The sequence below is a fragment of the Micromonospora sp. WMMD1102 genome, assembly GCF_029626265.1.
In the GTDB taxonomy this organism is placed as follows: Bacteria; Actinomycetota; Actinomycetes; order Mycobacteriales; family Micromonosporaceae; genus Plantactinospora.
On sequence record NZ_JARUBN010000001.1, the window covers coordinates 1,265,323 to 1,278,602 of the forward strand.

Sequence of the window (13,280 nt, forward strand, 5' to 3'; positions counted from 1 at the left end):
CGCCCGCCGCCCGCGCCCGCCAGCCGTCCACCAGCCGGCCGGCCGGTCGGGTTGCGTCGCCGGGGACTATCGTCGGCGTCCGTGAAGGTGTGGATACCCCATCCCGTCGGACTGGAGCTGCTCGGCGAGATCCCGGCCGGGGTCACCGTCGAGGTCGCCCCGACGCCGGAGCAGTTTCCGTCCGACCCGGCCGGCGTCCGGTTCTGGGTGCCGCCGTTCCTCGCCCAGACCGCCGCCGTGCCGATGGCCGCCAAGCTGCCCGACCTGCGGGTGGTGCAGCTCCTCTCGGCCGGGGCGGACGTCTGGGTCGGCCGGCTGCCCGAGCACGTCACCCTCTGCGACGGGCGCGGGGTGCACGACTCCTCCACCGCGGAGTGGGTGGTCGCGGCGACCCTGGCGTACCTGCGGTCGTTCCCGGTCTTCGCGCTCGCCCAGGCCCGCCACGAGTGGTCGTACGACCGGGTCAACCCCACCGACGAACTGGCCGGCAAGCGGGTACTCGTCGTCGGCGCCGGATCGATCGGAGCGGCCACCCGGGCCCGGCTGGCGCCGTTCGAGGTCGAGCTGACCATGGTCGCCCGGACCGCCCGTCCCGCCGAGGGGGTGTACGCGGTCGACGACCTGCCGGCGCTGCTGCCCGAGGCGGACGTGGTGGTGCTGCTGGTGCCGCTCACCGACGCTACCCGGGGACTGGTCGACGCCGGGTTCCTCGCCGCGATGCGGGACGGCGCGCTGCTGGTCAACGCCGCCCGGGGGCCGGTGGTGGAAACCGAGGCGCTTGTCGCCGAGCTGGTGACCGGCCGGCTCTCGGCGGCGCTGGACGTCACCGAGCCGGAGCCGCTGCCGGCCGGGCACCCGCTCTGGGACCTGCCCAACGTGCTGCTCACCCCGCACGTCGGCGGCTCGGTACGCGGCCTGCTGCCCCGGGGCTACCGGCTGGCCGGCCAGCAGTTGCGCCGTTTCGTGGCCGGCGAGCCGCTGGTCAACGTGGTGGTCGACGGCTACTGACCGGCAGCCGGGCCGGCCGGGTCGGCAGCCGACGGCTCCGGGCCGCCAGCCGGCCGACGCCCGTTCGTCAGTCGACGGTCGGGTCCGGGGTGCGGCGGGGCTCGTCGAGCGGCTGGCCGCTGGCGGCGACCAGACCGGGCAGGTCCGCGGCCCGGACCGCCGGCAGGGTCGCCGTACGGCCGTCGCGGAGTCGGACCACCGCCTGACCGCGCGGGTCGGGCGCCAGTTCCGCAACCTCCGACCAGGGGATCCACCGCTGTCCGAGCAGGGCCCGGATCCGTATCCCGGCCGGGCTGGCGTCGGTGCCGGCCCGCCACGCCCAGACGCCGATCGCCAACGGCACCAGGAGCAGCGGGAGGAGATACCAGCGGGCGGTGGCCAGCGGAAGGGCGCCGAGGAGCCCGAGGACGGCGGCCACCCAGATCGCCTGGCTGTGCCGGAAGCGCAGTGTGCCGGTCTTACCCACCCGGCGATTTTCGCACCTCGGCCGGTCCGCCCGGCCGGGGGCCTCGGACCGGCCGGGCGGAGTGGGGTCGTCCGGCCGGTCGGAACCGCCAACCGGGCCGGGGTGGAGCGGCCTTGACCGGTTGGGGGAAGATTCGGCGAGCAACCGAGGTGGGAGATCCCTACCGGTGGACCCTCTCGACCTGCCCGGCGCGGGCGTGTGTCCCGGTCATCCGTCGTCGGGACCACGGGCCGTGGCGGGGAGGTGGACAGAGTCCGTCACGTAACCATGCCCCCGGCCGATCGTTGGGGGTTGATAGGACTCGTTTCGGCGGTTGCGCCGGAGCGGGCCCAGCCTGACCCGCACCACGTCCGTGCCCCCTCTGCAAAGGCATCCCCGCCATGTTCGTGGCGCACATCCCGGATGGCCGAGCCCGCCGGCTGGTAGTCCGGAGCATCGAGATCGGCGTCCCGCTGCTCGCCGTGGGCGTCCTCCTCGCGGCTCACCTCGGCGCGCTGTCGCCCTATCCCGCCATGGCGGTCGCCGTCGGCACGGCCGCCGCGCTGGCTGCCGCCCGGCTGGTCCGGCTGGCGGTCCGCCTGCACACCGGCGGCACCGGCTTCGGCCCGTGCCGGGGCGCCGGCTTCCTCGGCTTCGGCCTGGTCACCAGCGCGCTCTCCTCGCTCGCCCTCCTCCTGGCGCCGGCCGGCGCCAGGTCGATGGTGGCGCTCGGTGGTCTGGTGCTGGCGTTCGCCCTCTATCTGTTCGGCATGATGATGCTGCCCGGTGCCGCCAGCGCGGTGCGGGTACGGCTGCGCCGGGCGTTCGACGGGCTGAGCCTCGGCATCAGTCTCGCCTTCTCCGCCTGGGTGATCCCGCCGGCCCCGCTGCCGCCGCTCGCCCTGATCGCGGCGTTGCTCGCCGTCGTCGGCCTGCCGGTGGTCACCATCACCACGCTGCGGGCGTACCAGTACCGGCGGTCCGCCGCGCTCTGCGGCACCGGCGCCGGACTGGCGCTCTTCGGGCACTCGCTGATCACCGTGCTGCTCGGCTCCGGCGCGTCGGCCGGGGCGCTGCCGCTGCTCGCCGTCTCGCTGGTCGCCGGCCCGGCCCTGATCGCCGCCGGTGCCCGCCGAGCCAGGCCGCCGGGTCAGCCGCCTGCCGTCCCGGGCGAGCCGCAGACCACTCTCAGCGCCTATCCGCTGCTGACCATCCCGGCGATCCTGGCGACGCTCTCGGCGCTCTGGCACCTGGTCACCGTCGGCGCCTTCGACGCCACCTCCATCCTGCTCGGCCTGGCGGTGATCCCGACGCTCGTGGTCCGGGAGGTGCTGGTGATGCTGGACATCCGCCGGTACGCCAAGCGGCTGGCGACCCAGGAGGCGCACTTCCGTTCGCTGGTCTCCGGCGCCAACGACCTGACCATGATCGTCGGTGCGGACCTGCTGATCCGCTGGCAGTCGCCGACCGCCGCCCGGCTCTTCGGGCTCTCCGACGCCGACGTGCTGGGCCGGGCGTTCCCGAACCTGATGCACCCGGACGACGCCGCCGACGTCACCCGGGTGCTCACCGACGTGCTCGCCGGCCGCGAGGTGCCGAGCGGGCGTCCGCAACTTGTCACCGCCCGGCTGCGTGACGGGCACGGCAGCTGGCGGGACACCGAGTCCACGGTCAGCGACCAGCGGGCGGTGCCCGAGGTCGCCGCGCTCGTGGTGCACGTCCGGGACGTCAGCGAACGGCAGCGGCTGGAACGCAAGCTCAACGAGCTGGCCTTCACCGACGAACTCACCGGGCTGGCCAACCGCCGGGAACTGATGCGGACCATCGTCACCCAGCGGGCGGTGCCGGGGCACACCGGCGCGCTGCTGGTCATCGACCTGCACGGGATGTCCGGGATCAACGACGCGCACGGGCGGCAGATGGGCGACGCCGTACTCGCCGAGGCGGGGCGGCGGCTGAGGTCCGGGGTGGGCAGTGCCGACGTGGTGGCCCGGCTGGGCGGGGACGAGTTCGCGGTGGTGACCGTGGACCGGCCGGTACTGGCGTACGCGACGGGGACCCGGCTGCTGACCGCACTGACCGCGCCGTACCCGATGCCCGGTGCGGTGCTGCATCTCGGCACCAGCATCGGGCTGGCCGACCTCTCGGGTGGCGACGGTGTCGACGACGTACTCCGCCGGGCCGACCTGGCCCGGCTGCGCGCCCGGCAGCTCGGCCGCAACCGCGTCGAGTGGTACGACGACGAGTTGGAGGAGCAGTTCACCCGCCGGCTCGACCTGGAACGCGAACTGCCCGGTGCGGTACGCCGGGGCGAGCTGGACCTGGTCTTCCAGCCGGTGCTCGACCTCGACGACCAGCAGCCGGTCGGCACCGAGGCGCTGCTGCGCTGGCGGAACCCGGCACTCGGCACCGTGCTGCCGGCCGAACTCCTGCCGGTGGCCGAGGACCTGATGCTGCTGGAGGAGCTGGCCCGCTGGGTGTTGGACAGCGCATGCCGACAGCTCGCCGCCTGGTCGCAGCGGCCCCGCCCGCTCTGGATGTCGATCAACATCTCGTCCCGGGAGCTGATCGCGCCCGACTTCGTCAGCTGGGTGGGCACCTCGCTGGCCGAGCACCGGGTCGAGCCGGACCGGCTGGTGGTGGAGATCGTCGAGCCTCGGGGCGCCGTCGACGTGCCGGCGGTGGTGACCCAGCTCGCCGGGCTGCGGGCGCTCGGCGTACGGACCGCGCTTGACGACTTCGGCAGCGGTCAGGCGTCGCTGGCCCAGCTCCGCCGGCTGCCGGTCGACTTCCTCAAGGTGGACCGGACCCTGGTCACCGAGGGCGGCACCCGGGAGGGCGAGCACAAGCCCTTCATCGACGTACTCGTCAGTCTCGGCAAGCGGTTCGGTCTGGAGATCATCGCCGAGGGGCTGGAGACGGCGGAGCAGGTGGAGCAGGCCCGCCGGGCGGGCTGCAAACTCGGCCAGGGGTACGCGTTGTCCCGACCCGCCCCGGCGGAGCGGGTCGAGGCGTACCTGGAAGAGTTTCCCAGCCCGTCCCGCTGACCCCAGCCCGTGTCCCGTTGACCCCCCCGTCCGCGACCGGCCCGGCCTAGCGCGTCGGGCCCCGTCGGGTAGCGCGTCGGGCCCCGTCGGGCGTCAGCCGGCCGTGTAGCCCGGCATCGGGTACGCCGCCAGCAGGTCCCGGACCTCACCGGCGATCCGGTCCAGCGTCGCCTCGTCGTCCTTGACCGCCGCGCTCACCGCCTCGTCCATCCAGGCCGCCACCTGCGGCATCTGCTCCTCGGTCAGCCCCCGGGTGGTCAGCGCGGGGGTGCCGAGCCGGATGCCGGAGGGGTCGAACGGCTTGCGCGGGTCGTACGGCACGGTGTTGTAGTTCAGCTCGATGCCGGCCCGGTCCAGCGCCTGTGCTGCCGGCTTGCCGGCGATGCCCTTGCCGGTCAGGTCGGCCAGGATCAGGTGGTTGTCGGTGCCGCCGGAGGAGAGCGTGAAGTCCCGCTCGACGAGTGCCGCCGCCAGCGCCCTGGCGTTCGCGACGACCTGGTGGGCGTACCGGCGGAAATCCTCGGTGCCGGCCTCCCGCAGCGCGACCGCGATCCCGGCGGTGGTGTGGTTGTGCGGGCCTCCCTGGAGGCCGGGGAAGACGGCCTTGTCGACCGCGGCGGCGTGCTCGGCGGTTGTCATGATCATGGCGCCGCGCGGGCCGCGCAGGGTCTTGTGCGTGGTGGTGGTGATCACGTCGGCGTGCCCGACCGGCGACGGGTGGGCACCACCGGCGACCAGGCCGGCGATGTGCGCGATGTCGGCGACCAGCACCGCGCCGACCTCGCGGGCGATCTCGGCGAAGCCGGCGAAGTCGATGGTGCGCGGCACGGCGGTACCGCCGCAGAAGATCAGCTTGGGGCGCTCCCGCCGGGCCAGGTCGCGGACCTCGTCCAGGTCGATCCTGCCGGTCTGCGCCGAGACGCCGTAGCGGACCGGGTTGAACCACTTGCCGGTGGCCGAGACCGACCAACCGTGCGTCAGGTGGCCGCCCATCGGCAGCGCCATCCCCAGCACGGTGTCGCCGGGGGAGAGGAACGCCAGGTAGACGGCGAGGTTGGCCGGGGAGCCGGAGTACGGCTGCACGTTGGCGTGCGCGACCCCGAAGAGTTCCCGGGCCCGGGTCACCGCGAGCGTCTCGATCGGGTCGACGAACTGCTGGCCCTCGTAGTAGCGGCGGCCGGGGTAACCCTCCGAGTATTTGTTCGTCAGCACCGTGCCGCTGGCTTCGAGTACCGCGGTCGAGACGTAGTTCTCGGAGGCGATCATCCGCAGTTTGTCGTGCTGCCGGGTCGCCTCGGACTCGATCAGCGTCGCCAACTCCGGGTCGGCGGCGGTCAGGCTGGGAATCGCTGGTACGTGCACGGTGGTTGTCCTCCTGGCTGGTCCATGCCTGCGCGGCCGATGCTATCGCTAGCCCGGCGCCACACCTGCAAGGAAGGGGCCCTTCCTATACAGAATCCGATAGGAAGGGCCCCTTCCTTACATCCGCGGTGGCGCGGTGCTGCCGCGCGGGATCAGGTGCGCGGTCTCGTCCTGGAAGTCGCCGAGCGGCTGCCCGGCGATCGCGGCCAACAGTCGACTCGCGGCGTGCGCCCCGTACGCCGGGATGTCCCGGTGCAGCGCGGTCAGCGACGGGTGGACGAGTTGGCAGAGCGGCGAGTCGTCCCAGGCCACGATGGAGACGTCGACGGGGACGGCCAGCCCCATCTCCTGGGCCACGGCGAGACCGGCGATGGCCATCACGTCGTTGTCGTACACGATCGCGGTCGGCCGGTCGGCGGAGCTGAGCAGGCGTCGGGTGGCCCGGGCGCCCTCTTCGCCGCTGTAGTCGGACGAGACGGTGACCGTACGCTTCAGACCGAGCCGGCGGGAGACGGCGCCGAACGTCTCGGTGCGGATCTCGGTGTGCCGCAGGCCGGGCAGGCCGCCGATCCGGGCGATCTGCCGGTGGCCGAGTGCGACGAGGTATTCGAGCACCTCGGTCAGGGCCGCCGACTCGTCGGACCAGACGTGGTCGAGCCCGCCGCCGCCCGGTCCGCCGATCACCACCGCCGGCAGGCGCAGCTCCTCGAGCACCGGCACCCGGCGGTCGTCGACCCGCAGGTCGCAGACGAAGACGCCGTCCACCCGCCGCTCGCCCCACCAGCGTCGGTAGACCGCGATCTCGGCCTCCGGGCTGGCCACCACCTGGAGGGTCAGCGCGTACGACCGGGCGGAGAGTTCCGCCTCCACCCCGCTGATCAGCTCCATGAAGAACGGTTCGACGCCGAGGATCCGGGCCGGCCGGCAGAGCGCCAGCCCGACCGCGTTGGCGGTGGCTCCGGAGAGCGCCCGTGCGGCGCTGTTCGGGTTGAAGCCGATCTCCCGGGCGATGGCGAGAATGCGTTGCCGGGTGGCGTCCGAGACGCCGGGCTGTCCGTTCAGGGCGTAGGAGACCGCTCCCTTGGAAACGCCTGCCCGGCGGGCCACGTCCGCGATTGTCGGCCGTTTCACCGGCGCTCCTTCGTCTGCGACGACCCGAGCTCGGGTGGGCCGGTCGGGTTACCTGCGCGCTGTGTCGTGCCGTCGCGCGGGCCGGGGAGGCTCGTGCAGGTCACGGGAGGAACTTTTCCGGTTAAGCATAGCGATCCGGGGTTGCCGCCCGGAGATCGACCGTCGGGCATTCGAGCCGATTTGGCGGTCGTTGACAGCGCCGAGAGGCGCCCGTACGGTGACTTTACTTATCCGGTTCAGTTGATATCTCTCGATGTCTCCGATGGGCTTCCCGGTGCGGCGGCGACGCTCTCCACCAGGGAGTTCACGCCGAGGTCGTGGTCGGTCGCGACCTGACGAAATCCGGTCGTGGTCGGTCGCGAGCCGAGAAATCCGGTCGTGACCCGAGGAATTTGAGGTGCCCGTGACGTCCTGGCAGAGCCTGCACGACGGTTGGTCGCTGACCGCGGTCGGCGACCCGGAGATCCCGGCGGCGGTCGCGTCGGCCCGGATTCCGGCCACCGTGCCCGGCTGCGTGCACACCGACCTGCTCGCCGCCGGACTGATCCCGGACCCCTATCTCGACCAGCACGAACTCGAACTGGGCTGGATCGGCCACACCGACTGGTGCTACGAAACCACGTTCCACTGGCCCGGCGACGGTGAGGGGGCGGGAGAGGGGAAGCGGGAGGGAAAAGACGGCGGTGAGCGGGTCGAGCTGGTCTGTGCCGGCCTCGACACGGTGGCGACGGTCACCCTCAACGGCGTCGAGCTGGGGCGCACCGCCAACATGCACCGCGGCTACTCCTTCGACGTCCGGCCGGTGCTGCGGGTCGGTGCGAACGTGCTGCGGGTGCGGTTCGACTCGGCGTACCGGTATGCCGAGGCGGAGCAGCGGCGGCTCGGCGCGCGCCCGAAGGCGTACCCGACGCCGTTCAACTTCATCCGCAAGATGGCCTGCAACTTCGGCTGGGACTGGGGACCGGAGCTGGTCACCGCCGGGATCTGGCAGGAGATCGGGCTGCGCACCTGGCGGACCGCGCGGCTGGCCGAGGTCCGCCCGCAGGTCACCGTCGCCGGCACCGAGGGCCGGGTCAGGGTACGCGTCGACGTCGACCTCGCCGACGACCGGACCGCCGCCGCCGGACCGCTCACCGTCCGGGCGGCCGTGGCCGGCGAGGTCGCCGAGGTCGTGCTGGCACCCGGGCAGCGCACCGCCGAGCTGACCGTCACCGTCGCCGACCCCGAACTGTGGTGGCCCCGGGGGTACGGCGACCAACCGCGCTATCCGCTCACCGTCACCCTGCACGCCGCCGACGGCGAGCTGGACACCTGGCAGCGGCAGATCGGCTTCCGCTCGGTACGCCTGGAGACCGGCACCGACGAGCACGGCTCGGCGTTCACCGTCGTCGTCAACGACCTGCCGATCTTCGCCCGGGGTGTCAACTGGATCCCGGACGACTGCTTCCCGCACCGGGTGACCCGGCAGCGCTACGCCGAACGCCTCCGCCAGGCCAGCGACGCGGGCGTCAACTTCCTGCGTGTCTGGGGCGGCGGCCGGTACGAGTCCGAGGACTTCTACGACCTCGCCGACGAGCTGGGCCTGCTGGTCGGGCAGGACTTCCTCTTCTCCTGTGCCGCCTATCCGGAGGAGGAGCCGTTCCGCACCGAGGTACGCGCCGAGGCGGCCGAGCAGATCGTCCGGCTGGCCAGCCATCCGAGCCTGGTGCTCTGGTTCGGCAACAACGAGAACATCTGGGGCTGGCACGACTGGGGTTGGCAGCAGGAGCTGGCCGACCGGAGCTGGGGGGCCGGCTACTACTTCGAGCTGCTGCCCGGCCTGCTGGCCGAGCTGGACCCGACCCGCCCGTACTGGCCGGGCAGCCCGTGGTCGGGGCGGCCGGAGATCCACCCGAACGACCCGGCACACGGCAGCATGCACATCTGGACGGTGTGGAACCAGATCGACTACACGCACTACCGGGACTACCTGCCCCGGTTCGTCGCCGAGTTCGGCTGGCAGGGCCCGGCCAGCTACGCCACGCTGCGCCGGGCGATCTCCGATCCGGCCGGGCTGGCCGTGGACTCGGCCGCGATGGCGCACCGGCAGAAGGCCGGCGACGGCCAGCTCAAACTGGCCCGGGGGCTGGCGGCACACCTGCCGGCACCGCGCGACTTCGACGACTGGCACTACCTGACCCAGCTCAACCAGGCGCGGGCGATGAGCGTCGGGGTGGAGCACCTGCGGTCGTACCGGCCGATCTGCATGGGCAGCGTCGTCTGGCAGCTCAACGACTGCTGGCCGGTCACCTCGTGGGCCGCCGTCGACGGCGACGGCCGCCGCAAACCCCTCTGGTACGCGCTGCGCCGCGCCTACGCCGACCGGCTGCTGACGATCCAGCCGAGGCAGGGCGGGCTGGCCCTGGTGGCCGTCAACGACGGCGGTGCACCCTGGACCGGTCGGGTGGACGTGACCCGGCTGACCCTGGCCGGCGAGCCGAGGGGCAAGGCGTCGGTCGAGTTGTCGGTGCCGCCGTACTCGCAGATGCGCTGGACGCTGCCGGCGGACGTCGCCAGCTCCGACGATCCGCGCGCCGAGCTGCTGGTCGCCGATCCCGGAGGGGGCGGCGGGGGCGGCGGGGGCGGCGGACGGAGCTTCTGGTTCTTCGCCGAGGACCACGAGTTGGCGTACCCGCCGGCCGGTTACGACGCCACCGTCGAACCCACCCCGGACGGGGTACGGGTCCGGGTGACCGCCCGGACGATCCTGCGCGACCTGGTGCTCGCCCCGGACCGGCTCGATCCGGCGGCCGAGGTGGACGAGGCACTTGTCACGCTGCTGCCGGGGGAGTCGACGACGTTCACCGTGCGGTCCGGGGTGCCGCTGGACCCAACGGCGCTCACCACCCGTCCGGTACTCCGTTGTGTAAACGACATGGTGCCGGGTTCCTGAGCCGGTCGGGGTGCCGGTCCGCGACGCCGACCGGTGCCCGGATGGCCCGGTAAGGCGTCGCGGGACGCGACCTGCCTCGGCGGATCCGTTCGGGGTGGGCGTGGTTGCTTCGCTTCCAGCGTCGCGTGCCGGTGGCAGACCGTGTCAGGCATGGAGGCGCCGGACCGAAGGGAACACGACGATGACTGTCGTCCCTTCGCCCTCCACCTGTGGGTGAGGGCGAGCAGACCAGGCTGGTGGCCTGGAGTCATGAGTTGCGCCGCGTTCACGGACGACTTCGCGAAGCGCTGCGCGTCACCCAGCAGGCCCTGGCCGACGGCGAGCCGGCCGAACCGGCGACCAGAGAGCTGTTGCTGTTCTGCCACGGGTTCTGCGCCGCCCTGGACGCGCATCACGAGGGCGAGGACCGGGACCTGTTTCCGGCGATCGCGGAGCGGCATCCCGAGTTGCGGGAGACGCTTCGCCAACTGCGGCAGGACCATTCGATGATCGGGCACCTGCTGGCCGGCCTCCGGGCCGCAGTCGACCGGGCCGCCCCGCAGGCAGAATTGGAGCGGCACCTGGAGGGCGTGGCGGCGATCATGGAGTCGCACTTCAGGTACGAGGAACGCCAGCTTCTGACGGTGCTGGAGAGCCTGGCGCTGGACGCCGATCCCGACGTGGTGCTGGGCCCACTGTGACCGGCGACCCGGACGTCAGACGCTTCCGCTCCGCTGCCAGGGCGCCAATCCGCCTCTCCGGAACAGGCCCACCAGAGCAGGCACGCCGGTGGCCAGTAGGTGAGCCCGGCGATCGCGAAATACCAGGGTCGCCATCCTTCGACGAGACCGTCGTACCCGTGGCTGACGGCCCAGTCGTGCACGGCCCAGGCCCATACCGCGTAGCCGACCCACAGAGCGAGAGACCAGCAGATGCGGGTAAGCCGGCTCGGCCCCCGGTCGCGCCACCGGGACAGCGCATCGGCCACCTGGGAGAGCACCAGCCGATGATCCCACTACGGTCACAGCGGCGAAGCCGTGTGGCGTGGCATCGGCGTCGCTGGGTGGACGGCCCGGCTGAACAGATTAGCGGCCCGGCGGCGGGGTGGGGATGGTCGGTGCGGAGACTGTCGAGCTGGGTGCACAGGCGGGGCAGCTCGACAGTCTCCCCGGCGACAATCCCCCCGCACCCGACCCGGCGTCAGATCACCGGCTCGGAACTGCCTGGAAGCACCGGGTCACCCGATCAACCTGCAAAGACAGCCAGGAGCGACTGACGATCTCAGTTGCCTCGGCGAGTAGCGCGTCGAGGTCCTCGTCTGTCGTCACCTCGTCGGTGGGCACCTTGTACGCGGCGACCTTGATCACGACACGTTACGGAAGAGACACCCGGCGTGGCGTTAGATTGATAGCATTCGTGCTTTCGGGGATCGGCGCATGGAGTGACATGAGCCAACTTGAGGTCAACCCGCCTGAGCTGCGGAATCTGGGGACCCGGGTCGGGCAGCAGGGTGACACGTTGACGCGCGCGGTGGCCGATTCGGGATCGCAGTTGGTCCCGGCCGGGGCGAAAGGCTCGCCGTGGGCGTTGCTGGCCCAGGCGGACCGGACCGCCACCGGATGGTCGGACTACCTGCGGGGCCTGGCCAAGCGGGTCAACGAGACGGGGCGGTCGCTGGTCGAGGCGGCCAGCCTTTACGCGGCCTCGGACGAGCGGGCCGCGGGTCGGCTCGGTCCTCGGTGAGCGTCACCTGGCAGGCGCTGCTCGCCGTCGACGTCGGGCCGGTCCGGCAGGCGGCGCCGGTCTGGGACAAGCTCGCCGCCACCCTCGAGGACCAGGCCGACGGGATGGCCGCCAACGCCAGGACGCTGCCGGAGGTGTGGCCGTCCGGGCCGGCGTCGGAGTCCGCGGCGAAGCACCTGGACGGGATGCGCGGCGAGCTGGACAACGCGTACGTGCCGATGTCGAGCATCGCGCAGGCGCTGGCCGAGTGGGCCGACGGCATCTCGGAGCTGAAGGGTCAGGCCCGGGCCCTGATCGACGACGCGGAACGGCTGAACATCACGATCGCCGCCGACGGCACGATCAGCATGAACGAGGGCTCCGCCAACGCGTCCACCGCGCAGAGCATGAACTCGGTCGTGCACGTCCGCGACGGCATCCTGCAACGCGCGGCGGAGCTGGACGGCCGGCTGGCCGGCGTCCTCGCGCAGAACACCGCGACAGCCGCGGGCACGCCGGCGGCGTTCGTCGACCCGAAGACCATCCCGGCCCGCGGCACCGACCCGGTCGACGTCAAGCGTTGGTGGGACTCACTCACACCGGAACAACAGCGTTATCTGATTATGAACAACTTCGAGCAGATCGGCTGGCTCGACGGGGTTCCGGCCGCCAGTCGCGACATCGCCAACCGGCTCGCGCTCGACCATGCGCAGGAGACCAGCCAGGCCAGCCTCGACCAGACGAAGGCCCGGCAGGACCAGATCCGCGGCATGATCGAGCAGGGGCGCATCTGGGAGCTGTATCCCGACGCCAGCGACCCGATGACCGCCGCCGAGACCGAGCTGATGCGTCTGGACGGTCAGCGGTCCGACCTGGAGGGCAAACTCAAGGGCCTGACCGCGATCGACAACCGGCTCGAGGACACCAACCTGCCCCGGGCGTACCTCCTGGGGGTCTCCACCGAGGGTGACGGCAGGGCGATCGTGTCGGTAGGCAATCCCGACCTCGCCGACAACGTCCTGACCTACGTGCCCGGCACCGGCAGCGACCTGTCCAAGGTCGGCGGCGACATCGAGCGGGCCAACCGGATGGCCAGCGACGCGAACGCCGCCGACCGCTCGGCGACGACCGCGGCGGTCTTCTGGCTCGGCTACGACGCGCCGGACAGCATCCCGCAGGCCGGGCAGAGCGGGTTCGCCGAGGACGGTGGCAGAGACCTCGGCAGCTTCCAGACCGGGCTGCGCGCCACCCACGAGGGCGACAGCCCGTCCCGCAACACCGTGCTCGGACACAGCTACGGCTCCACGGTGATCGGACACGGTGCGATGAGCAGCAGCATCAGCGCGGACGCGCTGGTCTTCGTGGGCTCGCCCGGAGTCGACGTCAACAACGCCGACGAGCTGACCGGCGTGCATCCCAGCCAGGTGTACGCCACCCGGGCCGAGCACGACATGATCGCCCGCATCCCCGACTGGGACATCATCCACGGAAACGATCCGACCCGGGACGACTTCGGCGCCAACGTCTTCGCCAGCGACCCCGGCGACCCCGAGGACGAGGGCGCGACCCACTCGAAATACTGGGACCATGGGAACATTTCGCGCAGAAACATCGCGTACGTTGCCACCGGCCAGCCCGAGAAGCTGACGTGATC

At 72.1% G+C, this 13,280-nt stretch carries 10 protein-coding genes; 6 read left to right on the forward strand and 4 right to left on the reverse strand.

The window, feature by feature from the left end:
• The first annotated feature begins 81 nt into the window (after positions 1-81).
• Positions 82-1,008 (forward strand): 2-hydroxyacid dehydrogenase, encoded by a 927-nt coding sequence (locus tag O7626_RS05780; protein ID WP_278059975.1) that lies wholly within the window; start codon positions 82-84, stop codon positions 1,006-1,008.
• 67 nt (positions 1,009-1,075) lie between these two features.
• Here O7626_RS05780 and O7626_RS05785 read toward each other — a convergent pair whose 3' ends face one another.
• Entirely contained in the window at positions 1,076-1,474 is a 399-nt protein-coding gene (locus O7626_RS05785) for a PH domain-containing protein (RefSeq protein WP_278059977.1), read from the reverse strand.
• A 380-nt stretch (positions 1,475-1,854) separates the two neighbouring features.
• Here O7626_RS05785 and O7626_RS05790 point away from each other — a divergent pair, with 380 nt between their 5' ends.
• Complete coding sequence (locus tag O7626_RS05790; RefSeq protein WP_278059979.1) at positions 1,855-4,500, forward strand: GGDEF domain-containing phosphodiesterase; 2,646 nt, start codon at positions 1,855-1,857, stop codon at positions 4,498-4,500.
• A 93-nt stretch (positions 4,501-4,593) separates the two neighbouring features.
• Here the strand turns inward: O7626_RS05790 and glyA are convergent, their stop codons facing one another.
• Together glyA and O7626_RS05800 are read right to left on the reverse strand one after the other, a co-directional pair.
• Positions 4,594-5,862 carry a serine hydroxymethyltransferase gene (glyA, locus tag O7626_RS05795; protein WP_278059981.1) on the reverse strand — a complete coding sequence of 423 codons (1,269 nt, stop codon included), beginning with the start codon at positions 5,860-5,862 and terminating at the stop codon, positions 4,594-4,596.
• 117 nt (positions 5,863-5,979) lie between these two features.
• A complete protein-coding gene (locus O7626_RS05800) occupies positions 5,980-6,993 on the reverse strand; it encodes a LacI family DNA-binding transcriptional regulator (RefSeq protein WP_278059983.1) in 1,014 nt (337 codons plus the stop codon).
• 403 nt (positions 6,994-7,396) lie between these two features.
• On the opposite strand from O7626_RS05800, the gene O7626_RS05805 reads away from it, so the two are divergent.
• Positions 7,397-9,925, forward strand: a complete 2,529-nt coding sequence (locus tag O7626_RS05805; protein WP_278066065.1) for a glycoside hydrolase family 2 protein — start codon at positions 7,397-7,399, stop codon at positions 9,923-9,925.
• A gap of 209 nt (positions 9,926-10,134) precedes the next feature.
• Positions 10,135-10,605, forward strand: a complete 471-nt coding sequence (locus tag O7626_RS05810) for a hemerythrin domain-containing protein (RefSeq protein WP_278059985.1) — start codon at positions 10,135-10,137, stop codon at positions 10,603-10,605.
• 504 nt (positions 10,606-11,109) lie between these two features.
• On the opposite strand, the gene O7626_RS05815 is transcribed toward O7626_RS05810, so the two are convergent.
• Positions 11,110-11,271, reverse strand: a complete 162-nt coding sequence (locus tag O7626_RS05815; protein ID WP_278059987.1) for a hypothetical protein — start codon at positions 11,269-11,271, stop codon at positions 11,110-11,112.
• A gap of 79 nt (positions 11,272-11,350) precedes the next feature.
• Here O7626_RS05815 and O7626_RS05820 point away from each other — a divergent pair, with 79 nt between their 5' ends.
• Positions 11,351-11,647: a type VII secretion target gene (locus O7626_RS05820; protein WP_278059989.1), complete on the forward strand. Its 297-nt coding sequence runs from the start codon at positions 11,351-11,353 to the stop codon at positions 11,645-11,647.
• Positions 11,644-13,278, forward strand: coding sequence for an alpha/beta hydrolase (locus O7626_RS05825; protein ID WP_278059992.1), 1,635 nt, complete (start codon positions 11,644-11,646; stop codon positions 13,276-13,278). The genes O7626_RS05820 and O7626_RS05825 overlap by 4 nt, the downstream gene beginning before the upstream one ends.
• The last annotated feature ends 2 nt before the right edge of the window (positions 13,279-13,280 follow it).

Bases quoted from the DNA above. Each gene is read 5' to 3' on its own strand.
- O7626_RS05790 (WP_278059979.1), top strand. From the start codon at position 1,855: ATGTTCGTGGCGCACATCCCGGATGGCCGAGCCCGCCGGCTGGTAGTC.
- O7626_RS05820 (WP_278059989.1), top strand. From the start codon at position 11,351: ATGAGCCAACTTGAGGTCAACCCGCCTGAGCTGCGGAATCTGGGGACC.